General features: G+C 69.4%; 23 protein-coding genes and 1 riboswitch. Of the genes, 16 read left to right on the top strand and 7 right to left on the bottom strand.

Annotated elements, in window-relative coordinates; genetic code table 11:
• Nucleotides 1-51 precede the first annotated feature (51 nt).
• On the top strand, nucleotides 52-1,587 hold the full coding sequence (locus tag VPA02S_RS00190; protein WP_018905070.1) for a malonate--CoA ligase: 1,536 nt from the start codon (nucleotides 52-54) through the stop codon (nucleotides 1,585-1,587).
• Between the two features lie 36 nt (nucleotides 1,588-1,623).
• Here VPA02S_RS00190 and VPA02S_RS00185 read toward each other — a convergent pair whose 3' ends face one another.
• Together VPA02S_RS00185 and VPA02S_RS00180 are read right to left on the bottom strand one after the other, a co-directional pair.
• Entirely contained in the window at nucleotides 1,624-2,685 is a 1,062-nt protein-coding gene (locus VPA02S_RS00185) for a phenylacetaldoxime dehydratase family protein (protein WP_018905069.1), read from the bottom strand.
• A gap of 17 nt (nucleotides 2,686-2,702) precedes the next feature.
• Nucleotides 2,703-3,755: a carbon-nitrogen hydrolase family protein gene (locus VPA02S_RS00180; RefSeq protein WP_018905068.1), complete on the bottom strand. Its 1,053-nt coding sequence runs from the start codon at nucleotides 3,753-3,755 to the stop codon at nucleotides 2,703-2,705.
• Nucleotides 3,756-3,930: 175 nt separating this feature from the next.
• On the opposite strand from VPA02S_RS00180, the gene VPA02S_RS00175 reads away from it, so the two are divergent.
• The gene (locus tag VPA02S_RS00175; RefSeq protein ID WP_018905067.1) at nucleotides 3,931-4,893 is read left to right on the top strand and encodes an AraC-like ligand-binding domain-containing protein; all 963 of its coding nucleotides are present in this window, start codon (nucleotides 3,931-3,933) and stop codon (nucleotides 4,891-4,893) included.
• Nucleotides 4,894-4,915: 22 nt separating this feature from the next.
• On the opposite strand, the gene VPA02S_RS00170 is transcribed toward VPA02S_RS00175, so the two are convergent.
• The 4 genes from VPA02S_RS00170 to VPA02S_RS00155 form a co-directional block, all read right to left on the bottom strand.
• Nucleotides 4,916-5,341 carry a universal stress protein gene (locus VPA02S_RS00170; protein ID WP_018905066.1) on the bottom strand — a complete coding sequence of 142 codons (426 nt, stop codon included), beginning with the start codon at nucleotides 5,339-5,341 and terminating at the stop codon, nucleotides 4,916-4,918.
• Nucleotides 5,342-5,421: 80 nt separating this feature from the next.
• A complete protein-coding gene (locus VPA02S_RS00165) occupies nucleotides 5,422-6,243 on the bottom strand; it encodes a sulfite exporter TauE/SafE family protein (RefSeq protein ID WP_018905065.1) in 822 nt (273 codons plus the stop codon).
• 282 nt (nucleotides 6,244-6,525) lie between these two features.
• Nucleotides 6,526-6,858 (bottom strand): cell division protein ZapA, encoded by a 333-nt coding sequence (locus tag VPA02S_RS00160; RefSeq protein ID WP_018905064.1) that lies wholly within the window; start codon nucleotides 6,856-6,858, stop codon nucleotides 6,526-6,528.
• Nucleotides 6,855-7,079 carry a hypothetical protein gene (locus VPA02S_RS00155; protein ID WP_012747655.1) on the bottom strand — a complete coding sequence of 75 codons (225 nt, stop codon included), beginning with the start codon at nucleotides 7,077-7,079 and terminating at the stop codon, nucleotides 6,855-6,857. The genes VPA02S_RS00160 and VPA02S_RS00155 overlap by 4 nt, the downstream gene beginning before the upstream one ends.
• A gap of 71 nt (nucleotides 7,080-7,150) precedes the next feature.
• Nucleotides 7,151-7,397, top strand: a riboswitch (cobalamin riboswitch).
• Between the two features lie 99 nt (nucleotides 7,398-7,496).
• Between VPA02S_RS00155 and VPA02S_RS00150 the strand changes: the two genes are divergently transcribed.
• Genes VPA02S_RS00150 through VPA02S_RS00090 form a run of 13 tightly spaced genes read left to right on the top strand, consistent with a single transcriptional unit; the run spans nucleotide 7,497 to nucleotide 18,967 of the window.
• Entirely contained in the window at nucleotides 7,497-9,437 is a 1,941-nt protein-coding gene (locus VPA02S_RS00150) for a TonB-dependent receptor domain-containing protein (RefSeq protein ID WP_062361457.1), read from the top strand.
• Complete coding sequence (locus tag VPA02S_RS00145; protein WP_062361454.1) at nucleotides 9,422-10,831, top strand: cobyrinic acid a,c-diamide synthase CobB; 1,410 nt, start codon at nucleotides 9,422-9,424, stop codon at nucleotides 10,829-10,831. Before VPA02S_RS00150 ends, VPA02S_RS00145 begins: the two co-directional genes overlap by 16 nt.
• Nucleotides 10,821-11,396 (top strand): bifunctional adenosylcobinamide kinase/adenosylcobinamide-phosphate guanylyltransferase, encoded by a 576-nt coding sequence (locus VPA02S_RS00140; protein ID WP_062364354.1) that lies wholly within the window; start codon nucleotides 10,821-10,823, stop codon nucleotides 11,394-11,396. The genes VPA02S_RS00145 and VPA02S_RS00140 overlap by 11 nt, the downstream gene beginning before the upstream one ends.
• Nucleotides 11,393-12,262 (top strand): ABC transporter substrate-binding protein, encoded by an 870-nt coding sequence (locus VPA02S_RS00135; RefSeq protein WP_062361449.1) that lies wholly within the window; start codon nucleotides 11,393-11,395, stop codon nucleotides 12,260-12,262. Before VPA02S_RS00140 ends, VPA02S_RS00135 begins: the two co-directional genes overlap by 4 nt.
• 15 nt (nucleotides 12,263-12,277) lie before the next feature.
• A complete protein-coding gene (locus tag VPA02S_RS00130; RefSeq protein WP_026284069.1) occupies nucleotides 12,278-13,288 on the top strand; it encodes a FecCD family ABC transporter permease in 1,011 nt (336 codons plus the stop codon).
• The gene (locus VPA02S_RS00125) at nucleotides 13,285-14,067 is read left to right on the top strand and encodes an ABC transporter ATP-binding protein (RefSeq protein ID WP_062361446.1); all 783 of its coding nucleotides are present in this window, start codon (nucleotides 13,285-13,287) and stop codon (nucleotides 14,065-14,067) included. Before VPA02S_RS00130 ends, VPA02S_RS00125 begins: the two co-directional genes overlap by 4 nt.
• Nucleotides 14,068-14,096: 29 nt before the next feature.
• On the top strand, nucleotides 14,097-14,666 hold the full coding sequence (gene cobO, locus VPA02S_RS00120) for a cob(I)yrinic acid a,c-diamide adenosyltransferase (RefSeq protein WP_012747662.1): 570 nt from the start codon (nucleotides 14,097-14,099) through the stop codon (nucleotides 14,664-14,666).
• 5 nt (nucleotides 14,667-14,671) lie between these two features.
• Complete coding sequence (gene bluB / locus VPA02S_RS00115; protein WP_062361443.1) at nucleotides 14,672-15,349, top strand: 5,6-dimethylbenzimidazole synthase; 678 nt, start codon at nucleotides 14,672-14,674, stop codon at nucleotides 15,347-15,349.
• Between the two features lie 8 nt (nucleotides 15,350-15,357).
• Complete coding sequence (gene cbiB, locus VPA02S_RS00110) at nucleotides 15,358-16,329, top strand: adenosylcobinamide-phosphate synthase CbiB (protein WP_374987759.1); 972 nt, start codon at nucleotides 15,358-15,360, stop codon at nucleotides 16,327-16,329.
• Complete coding sequence (locus tag VPA02S_RS00105; RefSeq protein ID WP_062361437.1) at nucleotides 16,326-17,351, top strand: aminotransferase class I/II-fold pyridoxal phosphate-dependent enzyme; 1,026 nt, start codon at nucleotides 16,326-16,328, stop codon at nucleotides 17,349-17,351. Before cbiB ends, VPA02S_RS00105 begins: the two co-directional genes overlap by 4 nt.
• A 16-nt stretch (nucleotides 17,352-17,367) precedes the next feature.
• Nucleotides 17,368-17,721, top strand: a complete 354-nt coding sequence (locus VPA02S_RS00100; protein WP_012747666.1) for a CidA/LrgA family protein — start codon at nucleotides 17,368-17,370, stop codon at nucleotides 17,719-17,721.
• The gene (locus tag VPA02S_RS00095) at nucleotides 17,718-18,449 is read left to right on the top strand and encodes an LrgB family protein (protein WP_018905054.1); all 732 of its coding nucleotides are present in this window, start codon (nucleotides 17,718-17,720) and stop codon (nucleotides 18,447-18,449) included. Before VPA02S_RS00100 ends, VPA02S_RS00095 begins: the two co-directional genes overlap by 4 nt.
• 41 nt (nucleotides 18,450-18,490) lie before the next feature.
• A complete protein-coding gene (locus tag VPA02S_RS00090) occupies nucleotides 18,491-18,967 on the top strand; it encodes an OsmC family protein (RefSeq protein WP_018905053.1) in 477 nt (158 codons plus the stop codon).
• 17 nt (nucleotides 18,968-18,984) lie between these two features.
• Here the strand turns inward: VPA02S_RS00090 and VPA02S_RS00085 are convergent, their stop codons facing one another.
• Nucleotides 18,985-19,899, bottom strand: a complete 915-nt coding sequence (locus VPA02S_RS00085) for a LysR family transcriptional regulator (protein ID WP_012747669.1) — start codon at nucleotides 19,897-19,899, stop codon at nucleotides 18,985-18,987.
• A gap of 183 nt (nucleotides 19,900-20,082) precedes the next feature.
• Here VPA02S_RS00085 and VPA02S_RS00080 point away from each other — a divergent pair, with 183 nt between their 5' ends.
• The gene (locus tag VPA02S_RS00080) at nucleotides 20,083-20,964 is read left to right on the top strand and encodes an alpha/beta hydrolase (RefSeq protein ID WP_012747670.1); all 882 of its coding nucleotides are present in this window, start codon (nucleotides 20,083-20,085) and stop codon (nucleotides 20,962-20,964) included.
• Nucleotides 20,965-21,113: the final 149 nt, after the last annotated feature.

Below are 21,113 nucleotides of genomic sequence, written 5' to 3'. Positions count from 1 at the left end.
CGGGCGGCAGCCAGCCTCCACGTCACACCGAATATCCGAAGCACCTGCCCGATGAAGACGAAAGCCAATTCCAACCTGTTCGCCGCCCTGCGCGCGGCCTTTCCCGCCGAACTCGGCCGCACGGCCGTGGAAACCGACAACGGCCTGTTCTATTCGTGGCAGGACCTCGACCGCGCCAGCGCGATGATGGCCAACCTGTTCGGCGCGCTGGGGCTCGCGGAGGGCGCCCGCATCGCGGTGCAGGTCGAGAAATCGGTCGAGGCGATGATCCTCTACCTCGCCACGCTGCGCGCCGGCTACGTGTTCCTGCCGCTCAACACCGCCTACCAGAGCGCCGAGATCGAATACTTCATCGGCAACGCCGAGCCGGCCGTGGTGGTGTGCACCAGCCGCAATGCCGCGTGGGTCGGACCGATCGCGAGTGCGGCGGGCACCCGGCATGTGTTCACGCTGGACGACGACCGCACCGGCACGCTGCTGGAGCTTGCCGCGCAATGCAGCGACCGGCATGAAGCGGCGCGCAAGAACGCAGGCGACCTGGCCGCCATCCTCTACACCAGCGGCACCACCGGCCGCAGCAAGGGCGCGATGCTCACGCATGGCAACCTGCTGTCGAACGCCGAGGTGCTCAAGGACTACTGGGGCTGGACGGAGGGCGACGTGCTGATCCACGCGCTGCCGATCTTCCATGTGCACGGCCTCTTCGTTGCGCTCCACGGTGCGCTGCTCAACGGCAGCAAGATGATCTGGTTCTCCAGGTTCGACCCGAAGCGCGTGGTCGAGAAGCTGCCCGAGGCCACCGTGTTCATGGGCGTACCCACGCTCTATGTGCGCCTGCTGGCCGAGCCCGGCCTCACGCGCGAGGCGGTGCGCGGCATGCGGCTGTTCATTGCCGGTTCCGCGCCGCTGCTCATCGAGACCTTCGACGAATGGCGCGAGCGCACCGGCCACACCATCCTGGAGCGCTACGGCATGAGCGAAACCGTCATGCTCACCTCCAACCCCTACAACCCTGCCCAGGGCGAGCGCCGCGGCGGCACCGTCGGCTTTGCGCTGCCGGGCGTGCGGCTGCGCGTGCGCGACGACGCCGGCCGCGACTGCACCACTGACGAGATCGGCAACATCCAGGTCAGCGGCCCGAACGTGTTCGCGGGCTACTGGCGCATGCCGGAGAAGACGAAGGAAGAATTCACCGCCGATGGTTTCTTCAAGACCGGCGACGTCGGCAAGATCGACGGCCGCGGCTACGTCACCATCGTCGGACGCAGCAAGGACCTGATCATCAGCGGCGGCTACAACGTCTATCCCGCCGAGATCGAGGGCTACATCAACGAGCTGCCGGGCGTGGCCGAAAGCGCGGTAGTCGGCGTGCCGCACCCCGACTTCGGCGAGGTGGGCGTGGCCATCGTCATTGCCAAGGGCAATGGGGCGCTCGACCCCGATGCCATCGTGGCGGAGCTCAAGTCGAAGCTCGCGAACTTCAAGATTCCCAAGCGCTGCTTCGTCGTGCCCGAGCTGCCGCGCAACACCATGGGCAAGGTGCAGAAGGCGCTGCTGCGGGAGCAGCACAAGGGGTTGTTCGGCTAGGCCTCGCGATCCTCGCCCCCCGGAGCGAGGGGCCCGCTACACCTCGCCCAGCCCGTTCATGAGCCCGCTGCCCGCATGGCAGTTGATGTATTCGTAGCTCTGTTCGTCGGCCTTCAGCACCGACACCTCGTGGTACACGCGCAGCTGCAGCTGGAAGTTCAGTGCCTGCACGTAGCGCATGAAGCTGCCGAAGATCGCGACGTGCGTGGGATGCGATTCGGCCCAGCGCTCCATGTCGGCGAGCGAGTGCCAGAAGCTCAGGCCGAAGGATTTCTCCAGCGGCGCCCCCTTGGCATCGAGGTGCTGCATGTAGCGGTTGCTGTAGCAGCCGATGCGAAGGCCCTGGTCGCGCAGGAAGTCCATGCCTTCGCGCAGCACGGGTTCCATCTCGCCGAGGTAGAGCGTGCGTTCCTGTCCCGTGGTGTCGGCCCATTCCTGGCCGGAGCGGATCATGGCGATGTTCTCGTGGCCTGCGATGCGCACGCGCTGGCCGGGTGCCGGCGCGCCGGCGTTGACGGCGCGCGTGCCCGAGGGCGCCATGGCGTCGGTCTGCGACAGCGGAATGCGGTCGCGCATCGAACCCCAGTAGCCGTGCTCCTGCAGTTCGCCGCTCACGCCGCCCATCACCACGCCCACGCCTTCGAGGCGGTCGGGCGTGTTGAACATGGTCTCGAAGTGCTCGGCGCGCGGCGCAACGATTTCGCGGAAGTAGCCGAGGCCGTCCGCCAGCCGCTCGTCGGAGCGCCACCAGGCATCGACCTCGGGCGCCGCGCACCAGCGCGCATGGGCCGCAGGGTCGCTCCAGTAGGCGATGGCGACCATGTTGTCGCAGCCGGCGGCGTCGACATGGTGCGCGAAGTCGTGGTGGCCGGGCCCGTCGGGCAGCGCAAAGCCGGCGGCGATCTTCATCAGCGCCGCGCATGCGCGGCCCTGCATCCCGGCGCCGCGCGACTGCACGCCGAAATAACCCATCACGACCTGCCGGACCGCGCCCGGCGCGCGCGCCGACCATGCGGGGTAGGGTGGCGCGTAGTCGTCCTCCACGCGGCGATGGCGCGTGCGAGGGCACTTCAGGTGCTCGGCAATGGCGGATTCCATGGCGTGGCTCCGGTGCTTCAGGCCGCCAGCGGCTGTTGGCGCGCGTCTGCCGCTGCCGGCTCGGGTGGGGCGACGATGGCCTCGAAGGCACCGCGCTCGACCTCGGGCGCACGCTGCAGCACCACGGGTTCGCGGCGCGTCTTGTTGAACAGCAACTGCGTGACGTCGGGCCGCGAGTAATGGCCGCTCGGGTCGGCGGCCGCCTTGGAGAGCGCGATCATTCCCAGGTCGATGTCGGCGATCACGAGGCCCTCCTGGTCTTCGGCCAGCGGCGTGCCCAGCGGCGAACCGTCGGGCGCATAGATGCGTGCAAAGCCGCCGCCCACGCGCAGCATCTGCTGCTTGCCGGCGTCGGTGCACATCAGCTCGCTCATCGCCTGGGAAACCGTGGCGCACGGTGCAATCACGAAGCACTGGCCCTCGGCCGCGTACACCTGGCTCGCGGCGTTGTTGAGTTCGGGGCCGAGCGCATAGGCCGCGCCGCGGTAGAGCGAAAAGCTCGGCCAGGCGCCGCAGTGGATCTGCTCGTTCTGCGCATACATCGCGTACTTGCTGAGCGGCTGAAGATGCTCCCAGCACGAGAGCGATCCGATGTTACCGATGGGCGTTTCGACCACGGCCAGGTCCGAGCCGTCGCCCTCGCCGAACACGGTGCGCTCCACATGCGTGGGCTTGAGCTTGCGGCGCGTCTGCACCGTGAGGCCCTGGTCGTCGATCAGCGCCTGCGCAATGTAGAGGCTGCCCGCAGCCTTTTCGCTGTATCCGAGCGAAACCCAGATCTTGTGCTTGCGCGCGGCCTCCCGGACGCGGTCGAATTCGGCCGAGCCCACGACCAGCGCGTTGTCGTGGTAACGCTGCACGAACTGCATGCCCCAGGCCGGCGAGTCGAGCCAGATCCACCACGGGTAGCCGGGCATCCAGGTCTCGGGAAAAGCGATGAGCTTCACGCCCTGGCCGGCGGCCTGGGCCATGAGGTCGATGGTCTTGTCGATGGTGCCGTCGAGATCGAGGAACACGGGCGCTGCCTGCACGGCGGCAACGCGGAGCTTGGGGTGAACGGTGGCGGGCATGGCGGCGGGTCTCCGGAAGCAGGGGTTGAAAGAAACAACTTCGCACACCTCGCACCGGGTTTGCGTGGTGGCATGCGGGTTGCTTCAAGCGTAGATTCGCCGCCGCGAAACGCCTTGACCCGAACTTGCGGCGTTCTTGTTCCAGCGTTGCATGCCGACTTCCGAAGGAACCCCGATGACCCCGTTGCTCAGCACCGATGCCGTTCCGCGCGGCCAGCGGCTCGCCTACTGGACCGACATGATCTGCAACGTCTACGTGCAGCTCGGATGCGATCCGGTGCGCGAAGGCGATAGCGGCAATTTCGAAGGCAGCATCCGCCAGCACACGCTGCCGAGCCTGGACGTGTCGGTGGTCAGGTCGGGGCCCCAGAAGGTGATGCGCACGCCGGGCCACATCTCGCGCTCGGGCGACGACTGCTTTCTGGTCAGCATCCAGGCGCGCGGCCAGGGCGTGGTGCGGCAGGATGGGCGCGACGCCGTGCTGGCGGCGGGCGACTTCGCGCTGTACGACAGCACGCGGCCCTACCAGCTGCTGTTCGACGACAGCTTCGAGCAGATCGTGCTCAAGCTGCCGGGCGAGCGCCTGCGCAGCGAGCTGCACGACACCGAAGCGCTGACGGCCACCACCGTGTCGGGACGCGAGGGTGCGGGGCACCTGCTGCTGGGCATGATCCGCACGCTGCGCGAGGACATCGACACCTTGCAGCCCGCGTCGGCCCTGGCGGTGGCCAACGGCGTGCAGAGCATTCTCGTGGCCGGGCTGCAGACGCTGCCCGCGGCGCGCTCACCGGGCCTGAGCAGCCTCACGGCCTACCACCTGGCCCGCGTGAAGCGGCGCATCGACGAGCAGTTGGCGGATCCTTCGCTGTCGGTGGGAAGCCTCGCGGCGCAGTTGGGCGTTTCGGCGAGCCACATCCACCGCGTCTTCAAGAGCGAGCCGCTCACGCCTTCGCAGTACATCTGGGAGCGCCGGCTCGAAGCCTGCAGCCGCGACCTGCTCGAGGCGCGCCTGGCCGGCCGGCCCGTGGCCGAGATTGCCTACGGCCGCGGCTTCAACGACGCGGCGCATTTCAGCCGCGCGTTCCGCGAACGCTTCGGCTGCTCGCCGCGCGAATGGCGGCAGCAGCGCGTGCAATAAAAAGGGGAAGAGAAAAACCCGGCTACTGCACCAGCAGCACCGAGGTGTCGGTCTCGGAGATCACCTTGGTGGCCACCGAGCCCATCAGCGCGCGGCCGATGATGCCGTGGCCATGGGTGCCGAGCACGATCAGCTGCGCATGCGCCGCAGCCGCCGACTTGAGGATTTCCTCGGCCGCATGGCCATGGCGCTTGTCGATCGTGTAGTTGCTCACCTTGTTCTGCGCGAGCAGGGCCGCCACGGGGTCGAGCACCTTGGCGTTTTCCTCGGCGTAGTAGTCGGCGATGACCTCCTTGCTGAGGTGGCGCGCCACGTGGCCCGAGATGCCGGTGCAGACATGCACGATGACCAGCTCGTGGCCATCCACGAACATCGCGCGGTTGGCCAGCAGGTAATTGAGCGCCTTCTGCGTGTAGGCGCTGCCGTCGACAGCAATGAGGATTTTCATGCGCCCGTTATACGGCCGGCGCCGCGGCCTCGCAACGGATCCCACCCGGCCGCCGAGGGGCTTTCAACGCACTCGGCTGCTCAGCCCTGCAGGCCCTTCCAGAGCATGTAGGCAGCCAGCAGGTACAGGATGCTCGCGAACACGCGCTTGAGCTTCTTCACCGGCAGGTTGTGCGCCGCCTTCGCGCCGAGCGGCGCAGTGAGCACGCTGCACAGCGCAATGACCACCAGCGCGGGCAGCCAGATGTAGCCGAACGCGCCGGCCGGAAGTCCCTGCACCGACTGTCCGCTCACCACGTAGCCCAGCACGTTGGCCACCGCAATCGGAAAGCCGAGCGCGGCGCTGGTGGCCACGGCGTTGTGGATGGAGATGTTGCACCAGGTCATGAACGGCACGCTGACAAAGCCGCCGCCCGCGCCGACCAGGCCCGAGATGAATCCGATGGCGCCGCCCGCCGACAGCTGCCCCGCGGTGCCCGGCATCTGGCGCGTGGGCTTGGGCTTGCGGTCGAGGAACATCTGCGTGGCCGAGAAGCCCACGAACAGCGCAAAGACGATGGCCAGCACCGTGCCCTTGAGCAGCGCGAACACGCCCAGGCTGCCCAGCAGGCTGCCGATGACGATGCCGGGCGCCAGGCGCCGCACGATGTCCCAGCGCACCGCGCCGCGCTTGTGATGGGCGCGCACGCTGGACACCGAGGTGAAGATGATCGTGGCCATCGAGGTGGCGATCGCCATCTTCACGGCCAGATCGGAAGCCACCCCGCGGTGCCCCATGATGATCGTGATGAACGGCACCATGAGCATCCCGCCGCCGATGCCCAGCAGGCCCGCCAGGAAACCGGTGCCCAGGCCGAGCGCGGCCAGTTCGGCGATCAGGAGGGGGTCGAGCAGGGAAGTCACGCAGCGGAGCCTTGAAAAAAAGCAACGGCCCCGTGCAGCGCATGCAGGGGCCGTATGAACGGAAAAAGGTGTCTGCAAGTGGGCGCCGAACCCGCATCCTGAACCAGGGTTCAGGTGGGCGAGGGCAGCAAGACTTCGGGTTCATCTGACGCGAGATGATCACACCCGTCAAGCGATGTACCAAGCCCGGCTCCGGAGAGCATTGGAACAAGGAAATATTAAGCCCGACGCGCACCGCAGACAGTTCGGATTTTACGCCCCGGACGGGCCGGGTGCTTCCGCTCAGAGTAAATGGTCATCGCCCGCAAGGGCTTGATCGAGTTTCTGAATGAGCTGGGCGGCCTTGGCATCGGCGTCGCCGCCCTCTGCCGAGGAGGCCGCGGCCACGGGAGCCGGCGCGGCCGCGGCGGCCGCCTGCTGGGCCGCCAGGTCGAAAGCCAGGTTGAGCGAAGCGAGCACCGCGATGCGGTCGCGCGCCTTCACCTTGCCCGCATCGCGGATCTTGCACATGGCCGCGTCCACGCGCTCGACGGCGTCGCGCAGCTGCGCCTCGCCGCCTTCGGGGCAGCCGAGCAGATAGCTCTGGCCCATGATCTGAACTTCAATCTGCTTCATGCGGGGGAATCTTGGGAAGGTGGTTCGGCCGGCAGCCGCTCGAGCAGCGCATCGAGGCGCGTGCGGGCCGCGGCCAGCCGCGACTTCAGCGCGTCGCGCTCGCGCGTGAGCGCTTCGACCTGCTCCTGCAGCAGCGCATTGGTGCGCTGCACCTCTTCATGACGCACGAGCAGGCGTTCCACACGCTCGGCGATCTGGTCGATGGGGCTGGAGGCGGGCATGGTTGGCGATTGTAGTTTCCCCGGCGGACGGCAGGCGGCGCAACTTTTGGCTTACTGCGCTGGCCCAGGCCCTAAAATCCTGCGCGTTGGTGCCTGCGGCGTGGTTCACACGCCGCGGTTCAACGGGAAGCAGGAGTGAACGCCCCCTGAAACGGAACAGGGCCGAAGCCGCCTGCGCTGCCCCCGCAACGGTCAAGCAGTCGACGCCGCAAGCGTCAACCTCATCCATCAAGCCACTGGGTGCCCTGAAACAGGCGCCTGGGAAGGCGGTGGGGTCGCACTGCCAGCCCGGATACCGGCCAACAAGGCGGCTGCCGCATGCGCGATCGATTGTCGATTCGGCGCGCAAGGCAGCCATTGCGCCCAAGCGCCGGCGGGGAAGCCGGCGACGGGCATAGACGTTCGTTCGCTCCATTCATGACTTCCTGTGGTTTCCTTTCCCTCGGCCGTGCGCCTGCGCGCCGCCGCCTTGCCTGCCTGCCGCTCGCGCTGGCCTCTTCTTTCGGCGGCATGGCGCTGCTTCAACTGCCGGCCGTCGCGCATGCCCAGCAGGATGCGCCGGCACTCGGCGAAACCGTGGTCACCGCCAACCGCACGCCGCAGCCGCTGTCGGACCTCGTGGGCGACGTGTCCGTGGTCGACCGCCAGACCATCGAGCGCAGCGGCGCGGTCGGCGTGGCCGACGTGCTGGCGCGCCTGCCGGGCATCGAGATCACGCGCAACGGCAGCGTGGGCAACACCACCAGCCTCTACATCCGCGGCGCCGAGACGCGCTTCACGGCCGTCTACGTCGACGGCGTGCGCGTCGATTCGCAATCGACCGGCGGTGCCGGCTGGGAAAGCATTCCGCTCTCGCAGATCGACCGCATCGAAGTGCTGCGCGGCCCGGCCGCCGCGGTGTACGGCTCCGATGCCGTGGGCGGCGTGATCCAGCTCTTCACCAGGCGCGGCGAAGAAGGCGTGGCGCCCTACGCGGGCATCGGCTTCGGCAGCCACGGCCTGCGCAAGGCGGAGGCGGGCGTGAGCGGTAAGTCGGGCGCCTTCGACTATTCGCTGGGCGCGGCGCACGAGGAAAGCCGGGGCTTCAACGTGCTGCCGATGGACAAGCGCACGCCCTCCAAGGACGGCTTCACCAGCCCCGACCGCGACGGCTACCGCAGCAATTCCGGCAACCTGCGCCTGGGCTACCAGCTCACGCCGAACCAGCGGCTGGAAGCCACGCTGCTGTACAGCGACATGGAAGCCGGCTACGACCCGCCGGTGAGCTTCAGGACCAAGCCGCCGATCCTCTTCCGGAACGACATCTCGAACAACACGCTGCGCACGGCCGGGCTCTCGTGGTCGGCCAAGTGGAACGACATCTACAGCACGCGCGTGCAGGTCACCGATTCGCAGTCGGTCTACAAGACCCAGCCTTCGTTCTACCGCACCGAAACCAATCTGCGCGGCTACCTGTTCCAGAACGAATTCCGCTTCGGCCCGCACCTGGTGACGGCCACGCTCGAGCGCCGCGAAGACGCGCTCGAGAATGCGCCCACCACCAGCAGCGGCCTGCTCTCGAGCAAGCGTTCGCAGGATGCGGTCTCGCTCGGTTATGGCTTCGTGCAGGGCGCGCATTCGCTCCAGTTGCATGTGCGCCATGACGACGACAGCGAATTCGGCGGCAAGGCCACCGGCAGCGCCGCCTACGGCTACGCGATCACGCCGCGCCTGCGCGCCACCGTCTCGGCCGGCACCGCCTTCCGCGCGCCCACGCTCTACCAGCGCTTCAGCGAATACGGCGTGGCCAGCCTCAAGCCCGAGTCGAGCCGCAACGTCGAACTCGGCCTGCAGTACACCGACGGCGGCACGCATGCGGGCATCGTCGTTTACCAGAACCGCGTCGAGAACCTGATCGTGTTCGACGGCTCGGCCACCAACTGCCGCTCCGGCTTCGGCTGCTATGCCAGCACCGCGCGCGCCCGCTACCAGGGCGTGACACTGTCGGGCGGGCACCGCATCGGCGACGTGAGCCTGCGCGCATCGCTCGACTTCCAGGACCCGCGCGACCTGGACACCGACCACCTGCTGGCCCGCCGCGCGCGCCGCCACGGCACGCTGGGCGCCGACTGGCGCATTGCCGGCTGGACGCTGGGCGCCGAGCTGCAATCGTCGAGCAAGCGCTTCGACGAAGCGGCCAACACCCGCACGCTGGGCGGCTACACCGTGCTGAACCTGGTGGCCAGCACGCAGATCACGCGCGACATCGGCCTGGTGGCCCGCGTCGACAATGTGGGCGACAAGGACTACACGCTTGCACGCGGCTACGCCACCGGCGGCCGCAACGCATACATCGGCCTGAAGTGGACACCGCAATAAGCCAGCCCCGCAACAACGGCGAACCGATCGCCGCGCACAGCTGCGCCGCCGTGCTGGTGGCGGCACCGGCTTCGGGGCAGGGCAAGACCACCGTCGCGGCCGCGCTGGCGCGGCTGCACGCGCGCCAGGGCCGGCGCGTGCGGGTCTTCAAGTGCGGGCCCGACTTTCTCGACCCGTACTGGCTGGCGCTTGCCAGCGGCGCGCCGGTGCATTCGCTCGACCTCTGGATGACCGGCGAGGCCGACTGCCGCCGGCGGCTGCATGCGGCCGCGGCCGAGGCCGACCTGCTGATCGTCGAGGGCGTCATGGGCCTGTTCGACGGCAGCCCCAGCGCGGCGGACCTGGCCGAGCGCTTCGGCCTGCCGGTGCTGGCCGTGATCGATGCGCAGGCCATGGCCGGCACCTTCGGCGCGCTGGCCTACGGCCTGCAGAACTTCCGTCCCGCGCTGCCCTGGGCCGGCGTGCTGGCCAACCGCGTGGCCGGCGAGCGCCATGCCGGCATGCTAAAAGCGGCCTTGCGCGAACCGGCGCAGTGGCTCGGCAGCCTGCCGCGCGGCGCCGGTTTCGAACTGCCCGAGCGGCACCTGGGGCTGGTCGCTGCGCATGAACTCGGCGACGCGACGGCACGGCTCGATGCGGCGGCCGACGCGATGGCCGCCACGCCCCTGGGCAAGCGGCCGCTTTCCGATTGGCCGCAGGTGCGCTTCGAGGCTGCCGCGGCCGAGCCGCCGGCGCGCATCGATCCGCTGCTGCAGGGGCGCACCATCGCGGTCGCGCGCGATGCGGCCTTTGCCTTCATCTATCCGGCCAACCTCGACGTGCTTGCGGCGCTGGGCGCGCGGGTGGTGTTCTTCTCTCCGCTCGCCGGCGATGCGCTGCCCGCATGCGATGCGCTCTGGCTGCCCGGCGGCTACCCCGAGCTGCATGCGAAGGCGCTGTCCGCCAGCGATTCCCTGCGCGCGTCGCTGGCTGCGCATGCCGCCGCGGGCAAGCCGGTATGGGCCGAGTGTGGCGGCATGATGTCGCTGTTCGAGCAACTGGAAACGGCCGATGGCGCATCGCACGCGCTCTGGGGGCTGCTGCCGGGCCGGGTCGCGATGCACAAGCGGCTGTCCGGCCTCGGGCCGCAGCAGCTCACACTGGGTGCCCACACGCTGCGCGGCCACACCTTTCACTATTCGAGCTGCGAAACGCCGCTGGTGCCGGCGGCCTTCACCGGCAGGCCCGGCGCGGACGCCCGCGCCGGAGAGGCCTTCTATGTGCACGGCCCGGTGCGGGCGAGCTATTTTCATGCGTGGTTCGCGTCCAGCCCCGAAGCCACGGCCAGGCTGTTCGGCGCGATGCCGATCGAGCTCGAACACGAAACCCCGGAGGCCGATGCGCATGCGCGTTGAACACGAATTCATCCTCGGCGGCCAGAAGAGCGGCAAGTCGCGCCGCGCCGAGCAGCGCGCCGCCGACTGGCTGGCCGAGGCGCCCGCCATGCGGCGCGCCGTGCTGATTGCCACCGCCCAGGCGCATGACGAAGAGATGCAGGAGCGCATCGTGCGCCACCAGGCCGACCGCGCCCGCCGCGTGCCCGCCATGCGAACCGTGGAAGAATCCGTCGAGCTGGCGCGCGCCATCGTCACCCAGAGTTCGCCCGACACGCTGGTGGTGGTCGACTGCCTCACGCTCTGGCTCACCAACCTGCTGATGCCGCTGCGCTCCGAGACCGCGCAGCCGGTCACGCGCACGCCGGCTGCCCATGCCGCGATGCTGCTCATGGCGCTGCGCGAAGCGCGCGGGCCGGTGGTGCTGGTCGGCAACGAGATCGGGCTGGGCGTGATTCCGCTCGGCCGCGAAACGCGCGCCTTCGTCGATGCGCTGGGCCGCATGAACCAGGACGTGGCAGCCGCCTGCGACCGCGTCACGCTGATGGCGGCCGGCTTGCCGCTGACCCTGAAGGCACCCGCATGACCGCCCGCTGGATTCGGTGCTTGTCCGCGGCGCTTGGCCTCGGCCTCTTCGCGCTGGCCGCGCATGCCCTCGACGTGGTCGACGAGCGCGGCGTGACGGTGAGCCTGCCGCAGCCGCCGCAGCGCATCGTCACGCTGCTGCCGTCGCTGACCGAAGGCGTCTGCGCGCTCGGTGCCTGTTCGCGGCTGGTGGGCGTCGACAACTATTCCAACTCGCCGAGCGCGGTGCGTGCCTTGCCGCAGTTGGGCGGCGGGCTCGACCCGAACGTCGAAGCCATCGTGGCGCTGCGGCCCGATGCGGTGCTGCTCGCCAAGTCCTCGCGCGTGACGCAGCGGCTCGAGGCGCTGGGCCTCAAGGTGCTGGTGCTCGAACCCAAGAGCCATGCCGACGTGCGGCGCGTGCTCGACAAGCTCGACCAGGTGCTCGGCACCCGCGAGGCGCCAAACATCTGGCGCGCGATCGATGCCGGCGTGTCGGCCGCGGCGCAGTCGCTGCCGGCCAGTGCCAGGGGCCAGCGCGTCTACTTCGAGGTCAACAGCGCGCCCTATGCGGCCGGCGAGTCGTCTTTCATCGGCGAGACGCTCGCGCGCCTGGGCATGAAGAACATCGTGCCGGCTTCGCTCGGGCCCTTTCCCAAGCTCAACCCCGAATACGTGGTGCGCGCCAATCCCGATCTCATCATGGTCAGCGTGCGCAGCGCGGCAGGCATGGAGCAGCGCCCGGGCTGGAGCGGCATCCGCGCGGTGCGCGAAGGGCGCATCTGCCGCTTCGACGCCGCGCAGTCGGACGTGCTCGTGCGCCCCGGCCCGCGCATGGACGAGGCCGCGCGGCTGATGGCGCGCTGCATCGCCGAGAAGGCCGGCTGAGCCCGGGTGGACTTCATGCACACACGCCATCAGCGCCGCGTCTGGCTCTTCGGCATCGCCTTGCTGGTGCTGGGCGGCGCGCTGGCGGCGCTCGGCCTGGGTATCGGCAGCACCGGCTTCGAAAGCCTGGTCGCGGCATGGCGCGATCCGGTGGCGCTGCGCATCGTCTGGGACATCCGGCTGCCGCGCACGCTGGGCGCGTGGCTCGCGGGCGCACTGCTCGGGCTCGCGGGCTCGGTGGCGCAGGGGCTGTTCCGCAATCCGCTGGCCGATCCTTATCTGCTGGGCAGCGCCTCGGGGGCCTCGCTCGGCGTGGCGGTGGCGCTGCTGCTGTTCGGCGGCTCGGCCGCCAGCACGCAATGGGCGATGCGCCTGGGGCTCACGGGCGCGGCCTTCGTGGGCGCGGTGCTCGCGGTGATGCTCACGCTGGTGCTTGCGCGCGGCGTGCAGCAGACGCTGCGGCTGCTGCTCGCGGGTGTGATCGTCGGCGTGGTGCTCGGCGCCGCCAAGGACCTGATCACCATCGCCTCTGCCGACATCCTGCAGGCCATCCAGGGCTTCATCCTCGGCAGCACAGGCCTGGTCGGCTGGAGCGCATGCGCGGTGATGGCCGCGGTCGGTGCGGTGTGCCTGCTGCTGGGCTGGGCGCTCGCGCCGGTGCTCGACGGCCTTGCGCTCGGCGAAGCGACGGCCCGCAGCCTCGGCCTGCCGCTGGGCGCGATGCGCGCCACGCTGGTGGTGGTGCTCGCGCTGGCCACGGGCGCGGCGGTGGCGCAGACCGGGCTCATCGCCTTCGTCGGCCTGGCCGCGCCGCACCTCGTGCGTTCGGTGGTCAAGACCACGCATGCCGGGCTGATCGTGCTGTCGGCCGCAATGGGCGGCCTGCTGCTGATGGCGGCCGACCTGCTGGCGCGCTGGCTCATCGCGCCGCAGGAACTGCCCGTGGGCGTGCTCACGGCGGTGCTCGGCGGCAGCTACCTGCTGTGGCTGATGCACAGGCGCAGCGCGCGGGGCGGGGTGGCATGAGCCAGGAGATCCCCGCACTCGAAGCCCGCGGCCTGGGCGCCACGCTCGGCAACACCGAGGTGCTGCACGGCATCGACCTGAAGCTCGGCGCGGCGCGCTGGACCAGCCTGGTCGGGCCGAACGGGGCGGGCAAGTCGACCCTGCTCAAGGCGCTCGCGGGCCTGCTCGCGCACCGCGGCGAAGTCTTTCTTTTTGGCGAACCGTCGGCCAAGGTGCCGGGCCGCCTTCGCGCGCAGCGCCTGTCGTGGCTGGGCCAGAGCGGCGCGGCGGGCGAGGGCAGCGCCGACGACCTGATGGTCTACGACATCGCCATGCTCGGCCGCCTGCCCCACCAGCGCTGGCTCGCGGCGCCGAGCACGGCCGACCGCGCAGCGGTGGAGCGTGCCTTGCGCAGCACCCAAGCGTGGGACTGGCGCGAACGGCCGCTCGGACAGCTCTCGGGCGGCGAGCGCCAGCGCGTGCTGCTGGCGCGCTCGCTCGCGGTCGAGGCCGAGCTGCTGCTGATGGACGAGCCGCTCGCCAACCTCGACCCGCCGCACCAGGCCGACTGGATGCAGACCACGCGCGCCCTGGTGGCCGAAGGCCGCACCGTGGTCAGCGTGCTGCACGAGCTGCCGATGGCGCTGGCCGCCGACGAGCTGGTGGTGATGAACCACGGCCGCGTGGTGCACCACGGCGGCAGCAGCGACCCGGCCACCCACGCCGCGCTCGAACAGGTGTTCGACCACCGCATCCGCGTGCACCGCGTGGCCGACCAGTGGATCGCGCTGCCGAACTGACCGCCCCCCATCAACACGGAGCCCGCCTCATGCAAATCGAAACTCCCCCCAGCGAGAAGCCGTACGACAAGGCCGAAGGCGAACGCCGCGGCATCGTCATCGTCAACACCGGCGACGGCAAGGGCAAGAGCACCGCGGCCTTCGGCCTGGCGCTGCGCGCGCACGGCCGCGGCAAGGCGGTGAAGATCTACCAGTTCATGAAGGTGCCTTCGGCGCGCTTCGGCGAGCACCGCATGTTCGAGCAGATCGGCATTCCGATCGAGGGGCTGGGCGACGGCTTCAGCTGGAAGAGCCAGGACCTCGAACACTCGGCCCAGCTCGCGCGCGATGGCTGGGAAAAAGCCAGGGCGGCCATTCTTTCGGGCGAGTTCTTCCTGGTGGTGCTCGACGAGATCACCTATCCGCTGATCTACGGCTGGCTGCCGCTCGAGGGCGTGCTCGAAACGCTGCGCACGCGGCCCAAGCACGTGCACGTGGTGCTCACGGGCCGGCGCTGCCCGCCCGAGATCGTCGAGCTGGCCGACACCGTGACCGAGATGGCGATGGTCAAGCACGCATTCAAGGCCGGCATTCCGGCGCAGCGCGGCATCGAGGACTGATTTCGATGTCGCAAGCCTTCGCGGCCGACGAGGTGAGGGCGGTGTACCGCGCCATCCATGAGCGGCGGGACATGCGTCACTTCGCCGGGGGGCAGGTGGCGCCCGAGTTGCTGCGCCGGCTGCTCGAAGGGGCGCATCACGCGCCCAGTGTCGGATTCATGCAGCCGTGGCGGTTCATTCGCATTCGCGACGGTGCCTTGCGTCAGCGTCTGCACGATGTGATCGAGCGCGAACGCGTGCTGACGGCCCGCGCCCTCGGCGAGCGCGAAGACGCGTTCATGCGGCTCAAGGTGCAGGGCGTGCTCGATGCGGCCGAACTGCTGGCCGTGTCGCTGGCCGACGGCCGTGAGCGGCATGTGTTCGGCCGGCGCACCTTGCCGCAGATGGACCTGGCCTCGGCGTCCTGCGCCATCCAGAACCTCTGGCTTGCGGCGCGTGCCGAAGGGCTGGGCATGGGCTGGGTCTCGCTGTTCGATCCCGCCGAGGTGTCGGCCCTGCTGGGCCTGCCCGAGGGGGCGGAGCCGATCGCGCTGCTGTGCCTGGGCCCGGTGCACGATTTTTACGAAGAGCCGATGCTGCAACGCGAACGCTGGGCCCGGCGCGAGCCCTTGTCGGCGCTGGTGTTCGACGAACGCTGGGGCCAGCCGTCGGACCTGTTTCCCACCCCGTCTTCGCGAGAATGACGGCTCCCATGCCCCCCTTTCCCCTCGAACACGCCCTGGCCCTCGCCGCCGCGCTGTGGCTTGCGCTTGCCATCGACTGCTGGCTGGGCGAACCCGCCGCGCGCTGGCATCCGGTGGTGTGGATGGGGCAGTACCTCGGCTGGATCGGCATGCGCATCGCACCGCCGGTGGCCAAGGTGAAGCCGCGCGACCTGTCGCTCTTCTCGATCGGGGCGCTGGCGTGGTGCGTGGGCGCGATGTGCGTGGGGGTGGTCGCCGCCGGCGTGCAGGCTGCGATGGTGCAATGGCTGCCCGCATGGGTGCTGGCGTTGGCGATGGCCCTTGCGCTGAAGCCGCTCTTCGCATGGCGCATGCTGCGCGCCGAAGTGCTGGCCGTGGAGGCGGCGCTGGCGGTGTCGCTGGACGCAGGCCGCGCGCAGCTCGCCCGGCTGGTGAGCCGCGATGTTTCCGTGCTCAGCGAACGCGAGGTGCGCGAAAGCGCGATCGAGTCGCTGGCCGAGAACCTCAACGATTCGCTCGTGGCGCCGCTGTTCTGGTTCGTGCTGCTGGGCTTGCCGGGCGCGGCGGTCTACCGCTTCGCCAACACGGCCGATGCGATGTGGGGCTACCGCGGCGAACGCAACGGCCGCGACTGGAACTGGTTCGGCAAGTGGGCCGCGCGCGCCGACGACCTGCTCTCGTGGCCGCCGGCGCGGCTCACGGCGCTGCTGCTTGCGCTTGCGGCATGGCGCTGGCCGCGCGGCGTGGCAGGCGAGGCGCGGCGCACGCCGTCGCCCAACAGCGGCTGGCCGATGGCGGCGATGGCGCTGCTGCTCGGCGTGCGGCTTGCCAAGCCTGGCATCTATGCCTTGAATGCCGAAGGACGGCCCGCCGATGCGGCCGATACCCAGCGGGCCGCGCGATGGGGCGGCAGGGCGGTGCTGGCCACGGCCGCTTGTGCATCATTGGCCATCTTCTTCGCGGCAACCGACTGGGCATGACACCGGAACACACGACATCCACCGGCCTGTTGCATGGCGGGCCCGACGCCACCGGCACCGCCTGGCACGATTTCTCGACCAACGGCAATGCCACGGGCTCATGCCCCGCTGTGCTTGCCGCACTGCGTGCAGCCGATGCGGCGCACTACCCGGACCCGGGCTACACGGCGCTGCGCCGAGCATTGGCAGGCTTTCACGGCGTGGCCGCCGAACGCATCGTGATCGCGGCCAGTGCCAGCGAATTCATCCACCGCATCAGCGCCGCTTTTGCGCAGGGCGGCGGCCGGCAGGTGGTGCTGCCGGCGCACAGCTATGGCGACTACGAGCGCGCGGCATCGGCCTGGGGTTTGCAGGTGCTGCGGCCGCCAGCGCCGCATGACGGAGCAGCGCTGCGCTGGTGCTGCGAGCCGTCGAGCCCGCTGGGCCAGGCCGAGGCCGATCTCGCGCTGCACGCCGCGGCCGGCGGCCCCTGCGTGCTCGACCTGGCCTACGAGCCGCTGCGCCTCGAAGGCGCGGCATCGCTCGACGCGGCGCAGCGCCACCGCGTCTGGCAGCTGTGGACGCCCAACAAGGCCATGGGCCTGACCGGAATCCGCGCCGCCTATGCCATTGCGCCCGAAGGCGATGCCGCCGCATTGCTGAAGCAGCGCCTCGAGCGGCTGGCCCCCTCGTGGCCGGTGGGCGCGCATGGCGTGGCGCTGCTCGAAACCTGGATCGGCGAGCCCGCCCAAGCCTGGCTTGCCCGAAGCCTGCGCACCCTGCGCGAATGGAAGGCGCAGCAGCGCGCCCTTTGCGAATCCATGGGATGGCAGTGCCTGCCGAGCGAGGCCAACTTCTTTTGCGCGCGCACCGATGCGCCTTACCAGCAGCGGGCCGCCCGGCTGCGCGCCGAAGGCATCAAGCTGCGAGACTGTGCATCATTCGGCCGGCCGGGCCATGTGCGGCTCGGCGTGCTGCCGCCGCAGAGCCAGCAGGCGCTGAAAGAAGCCTGGATGCGCGCGGCGGCTTCGGCCGAATCTTGAAAGCCAGGACATCCGCATGCTCTACGCCATCACCACGCTCTTTCTTTGCCAGCTGGCCGGCGAACTGCTCGTGCAGTGGCTGGGCCTGCCGATTCCCGGTCCGCTGATCGGCATGCTGCTGCTGTTCATCGTGCTGCTCGTGCGCGGCGGCGTGCCCGAGGCGCTGAACGAGACCTCGGGCCATCTGCTGCGCAACCTCATGCTGCTGTTCATTCCCGCGGTGACCGGCGTCATGCTGCATTTCGAACGGGTAGGGCGCGAATGGCTTCCGTTCCTTGCGGCGGGCATCGTGGGCGCGGCCTTCACCATGGCCGTGACCGCGCTCACCTTGCGCTGGATGATCCGCATCACCGGCAAGGACGCCGAATGACCCCGCCCGCCAAGCTGTCCGAGATCTGGGTCTTCCTGGCGCAGTCGCCGCTGCTGTGGCTGTCGCTCACGCTGCTGGCCTACCTGGGCGCGCTGTGGCTGCACCGGCGCAGCGGCGCCAACCCGGCGGTCAATCCGGTGCTGGTGTCGGTGGTTGTCATCGTGGGCGTGCTGCTCGCCACGCGCACGCCCTACGACACGTATTTCGAAGGCGCCAAGTTCGTGCACTTCCTGATCGGGCCGGCCACCGTGGCACTGGCCGTGCCGCTCTATGGCCAGCTCGGGCGGCTGCGGCGCCTGTGGCTGCCGATCGGCGTGGCGCTGCTGGTGGGCTCGGTGGCGGCCATCGTGTCGGCCATCGGCATTGCCTGGGCGCTGGGCGGATCGCACGAGCTGCTGATGTCGCTCGCGCCCAAGTCGGCCACCATGCCGATCGCGATGGGCGTGGCCGAGAAGATCGGCGGGCTGCCGTCGCTGGCTGCGGTGGCGGCCGCCGTGGCGGGCATCTCGGGCGCCATCATGGCCACGGGTCTCCTGAACCTGCTGCGCATCAAGGAGCCCGCGGTGCGCGGCTTTGCCGTGGGCATGGCGGCGCACGGCATCGGCACCGCGCGGGCCATCCAGGTGAACGAAACGGCGGGCGCCTTCTCCGCGCTGGCGCTGGGGCTGAATGGCATCGCGACGGCGCTGCTGGTGCCGCTTTTGATCAGGCTCGCCGGCTTCTTCTGACGCAGAATGGCGCCTCCTCTTTTGGCTCTGGAGAGCAAGGCATGGCCCAGTACACCGCAGAAATCCTCTGGCAGCGAGGCGACCAGGACTTCCTCGGCAACAGCTACAGCAGAAGGCATTCGCTGCGCTTCGATGGCGGCGCGGAAGTGCCGGGCTCCTCGTCGCCGCACGTGGTGCCGCTGCCGTTTTCCGATGCGGCGGCGGTCGATCCTGAAGAGGCCTTTGTCGCGTCGCTCTCGAGCTGCCACATGCTGTGGTTCCTCACCATGGCGGTGAAGCGCAAGTTCATTGTCGACCGCTACTTCGATGCGGCGAGCGGCGTCATGGAAAAGAACGCCGAGGGCAAGCTTGCGATGACTGTGGTCACGCTGCGTCCCGAGGTCACGTTCTCCGGCGAGAACCTGCCCACGCGCGAGCAGGTCGAGCACATGCACCACCGCGCGCACGAAGAGTGCTTCATCGCCAATTCGGTGAAGACCGAGGTGCGCTGCGAGCCGGTGTTCGCTCCGGCCGGTTGAGGCGCGTCAGGCGCAGTTCAGCGCCGCTGCAGCCGCGGGTTCTTCGCGAACAGCTCCGCCGCCCAGTCCACGAAGGCCCGCACCTTCGCGCTCAGGTGGCGGTTGGGCGGATAGACCACGTGGATCGGAAGCGGCTCGCGCTGCCAGTCGGGCAGCACCTCGATCAGCTCGCCGCTTGCGAGCAGCGGCTCGGCCATGAAGGTGATGCACTGCGAAATACCGAAGCCGCCGAGCACCGCCGCCATGTGGGCGTTGCTCTCGTTGACCGACACGCGGTAGGGACCGTTGAGCTCGATGTATTCGTCGCCCTTCCTGAACTCGTGCGGATAGATGCGCCGCGTGGTGCCCGAAAAATAGCTCACCACGTGGTGGCGCTTCTCGATGTCGTTCGGATGCTGCGGAATGCCGTAGCGCTTGACGTAGGCGGGCGATGCCACGGTCACGAAGTGCAGCGTGCCGATGCGCCGGGCCACCAGCGACTGGTCGCTCAGCTCGCCGGCGCGGATCACGCAGTCGACGTTGTCGCTGATGAGGTCGACCGTGCGGTCGCTCACGCCCAGGTCGACCTGGATCTCGGGGTAGCGGTCGCAGAAGGTGGCCAGCGCGGGCAGGATGATCTGCCGCGCCACCGAGGTGCCGACGTCGATGCGCAGCCGCCCCGTGGGATTGGCCTGCGCGTTGGTCATGCTGGCCTCGATGTCGTCGAAGTCGTTCAGCAGGCGCGCCGCGCGTTCGTAGTAGGCCGCGCCGTCCGGCGTCACGGTCACTCGCCGCGTGGTGCGATTGAGCAGCTTCACCCGCAGGCGCGATTCCAGCGCCTGGATCTGCTTGGTGACCGTTCCCTTGGGCAGGGCGAGCGAGTCCGCCGCCCGGGTGAACGTGCCCGCTTCCACCACGCGGACAAAGATCCGCATTGCCTGGATTTGATCCATTGATGACTGTTCCTGGGAGCCCGGCCATTGCCGGGAGGACGCGGATTCTCACACAAGGTGACAATCCCCGGCGTTTCCTGGATTGTTAGCTGTTTGGAAACAGAGTAGGGGCAGCTTGCCTGTTTAACGCCACACTGGCCGCCTTATATTTCGACTATCGCCAATCCTCCTGAGGTTGCCTCCATGTCACCGCGCCCATCGTCCCGCTCTGCCGAAGCCGCTGCTCTCGCCGCGGCGCAAGGCGTGGAAGCCGATCTGTCGATCGAGCTGCCCGGCCGCGAGCCCGTGGGCGCCCGGGTCTACGGACAGCGCCCGCGCGGCGAGACGGTGCCGCTGGTGCTGCACTTCCATGGCGGCACCTTCATCTGCGGCAACCTGGACAACGGGCGCAACGTGGCCCGGCTGCTGGCCGGCGCGGGCGCAGTGGTGGTGTCGGTGGACTATCCGCTGGCGCCCGAGTCGCCTTTCCCCGAGCCCATCGAAGTGGGCTATGCCGCGCTCGAATGGCTCTACAAGCAGCGCGTGAAGCTCGGCGGCAAGGGCGCCCAGGTGTACCTGGCCGGCGAAGAGGCCGGCGGCAACCTGGCCGCCGGGGTGGCGCTGATCGCCCGCGACCGGGCGCATCCGCCGCTGGCCGGGCAGATCCTGCTGTCGCCCATGCTCGACCCGTGCGCGGGCACGGCGTCGCTGCGCAAGGCCACCAACGACTCGGCCGAATGCCGCTGGGCCACGGGCTGGGAAAAGTACCTGAGCTGCCCGTCGAACGCGATGCACCCTTACGCGGTGCCGAGCGGGTCGCTGCGGCTGTCGTCCCTGGCGCCGGCCCTGGTGCTGGTGGGCCCCGATGACGCCATGCGCGACGAGGCAATGACCTTTGCCGGGCGCCTGCGCGCAGCCGGCATCGACGTCACCAGCAGCGTGCTGCCCGGTGCCGCCAACTGGCCCAGGGCGCTGTACGACCCCGAGCCCTCGGGCTGCAAGGCCTGCGAAGCCAGCGTGCAGCAGCACTTCCGCGAATTTTTCAGTGCCACCACGCCGCCCCCGGTAGCACCCAAGCCCAGCTAGGCGGGCCGGTCGCGGCAGCCCTCTGCTGACGACGCGACGCCGCCCCTCGGCCCACCGGTAACCCCGGTCATTTTCGAGTTCCGCCTCCTGGCGCCAAAAGCGCCGGGATGGCCTGTTGCATCCCAAGAAGTCATCGAGAAGGACGAACC

This window comes from Variovorax paradoxus NBRC 15149 (genome assembly GCF_001591365.1).
In the GTDB taxonomy this organism is placed as follows: domain Bacteria; phylum Pseudomonadota; class Gammaproteobacteria; order Burkholderiales; family Burkholderiaceae_C; genus Variovorax; species Variovorax paradoxus.
The sequence above is the reverse complement of the archived record's forward strand: the minus strand, read 5'-3'. Positions and strand labels throughout refer to the sequence as shown.

Excerpts from the sequence above, each read along its gene's own strand:
- VPA02S_RS00190 (WP_018905070.1), top strand. The coding sequence starts at position 52 with ATGAAGACGAAAGCCAATTCCAACCTGTTCGCCGCCCTGCGCGCGGCC.
- VPA02S_RS00185 (WP_018905069.1), bottom strand. The coding sequence starts at position 2,685 with ATGGAATCCGCCATTGCCGAGCACCTGAAGTGCCCTCGCACGCGCCAT.
- VPA02S_RS00180 (WP_018905068.1), bottom strand. The coding sequence starts at position 3,755 with ATGCCCGCCACCGTTCACCCCAAGCTCCGCGTTGCCGCCGTGCAGGCA.
- VPA02S_RS00175 (WP_018905067.1), top strand. The coding sequence starts at position 3,931 with ATGACCCCGTTGCTCAGCACCGATGCCGTTCCGCGCGGCCAGCGGCTC.
- VPA02S_RS00170 (WP_018905066.1), bottom strand. The coding sequence starts at position 5,341 with ATGAAAATCCTCATTGCTGTCGACGGCAGCGCCTACACGCAGAAGGCG.
- VPA02S_RS00160 (WP_018905064.1), bottom strand. The coding sequence starts at position 6,858 with ATGAAGCAGATTGAAGTTCAGATCATGGGCCAGAGCTATCTGCTCGGC.
- VPA02S_RS00155 (WP_012747655.1), bottom strand. The coding sequence starts at position 7,079 with ATGCCCGCCTCCAGCCCCATCGACCAGATCGCCGAGCGTGTGGAACGC.
- VPA02S_RS00150 (WP_062361457.1), top strand. The coding sequence starts at position 7,497 with ATGACTTCCTGTGGTTTCCTTTCCCTCGGCCGTGCGCCTGCGCGCCGC.
- VPA02S_RS00140 (WP_062364354.1), top strand. The coding sequence starts at position 10,821 with ATGCGCGTTGAACACGAATTCATCCTCGGCGGCCAGAAGAGCGGCAAG.
- VPA02S_RS00135 (WP_062361449.1), top strand. The coding sequence starts at position 11,393 with ATGACCGCCCGCTGGATTCGGTGCTTGTCCGCGGCGCTTGGCCTCGGC.
- VPA02S_RS00130 (WP_026284069.1), top strand. The coding sequence starts at position 12,278 with ATGCACACACGCCATCAGCGCCGCGTCTGGCTCTTCGGCATCGCCTTG.
- VPA02S_RS00125 (WP_062361446.1), top strand. The coding sequence starts at position 13,285 with ATGAGCCAGGAGATCCCCGCACTCGAAGCCCGCGGCCTGGGCGCCACG.
- cobO (WP_012747662.1), top strand. The coding sequence starts at position 14,097 with ATGCAAATCGAAACTCCCCCCAGCGAGAAGCCGTACGACAAGGCCGAA.
- bluB (WP_062361443.1), top strand. The coding sequence starts at position 14,672 with ATGTCGCAAGCCTTCGCGGCCGACGAGGTGAGGGCGGTGTACCGCGCC.
- cbiB (WP_374987759.1), top strand. The coding sequence starts at position 15,358 with ATGCCCCCCTTTCCCCTCGAACACGCCCTGGCCCTCGCCGCCGCGCTG.
- VPA02S_RS00105 (WP_062361437.1), top strand. The coding sequence starts at position 16,326 with ATGACACCGGAACACACGACATCCACCGGCCTGTTGCATGGCGGGCCC.
- VPA02S_RS00100 (WP_012747666.1), top strand. The coding sequence starts at position 17,368 with ATGCTCTACGCCATCACCACGCTCTTTCTTTGCCAGCTGGCCGGCGAA.
- VPA02S_RS00095 (WP_018905054.1), top strand. The coding sequence starts at position 17,718 with ATGACCCCGCCCGCCAAGCTGTCCGAGATCTGGGTCTTCCTGGCGCAG.
- VPA02S_RS00090 (WP_018905053.1), top strand. The coding sequence starts at position 18,491 with ATGGCCCAGTACACCGCAGAAATCCTCTGGCAGCGAGGCGACCAGGAC.
- VPA02S_RS00085 (WP_012747669.1), bottom strand. The coding sequence starts at position 19,899 with ATGGATCAAATCCAGGCAATGCGGATCTTTGTCCGCGTGGTGGAAGCG.
- VPA02S_RS00080 (WP_012747670.1), top strand. The coding sequence starts at position 20,083 with ATGTCACCGCGCCCATCGTCCCGCTCTGCCGAAGCCGCTGCTCTCGCC.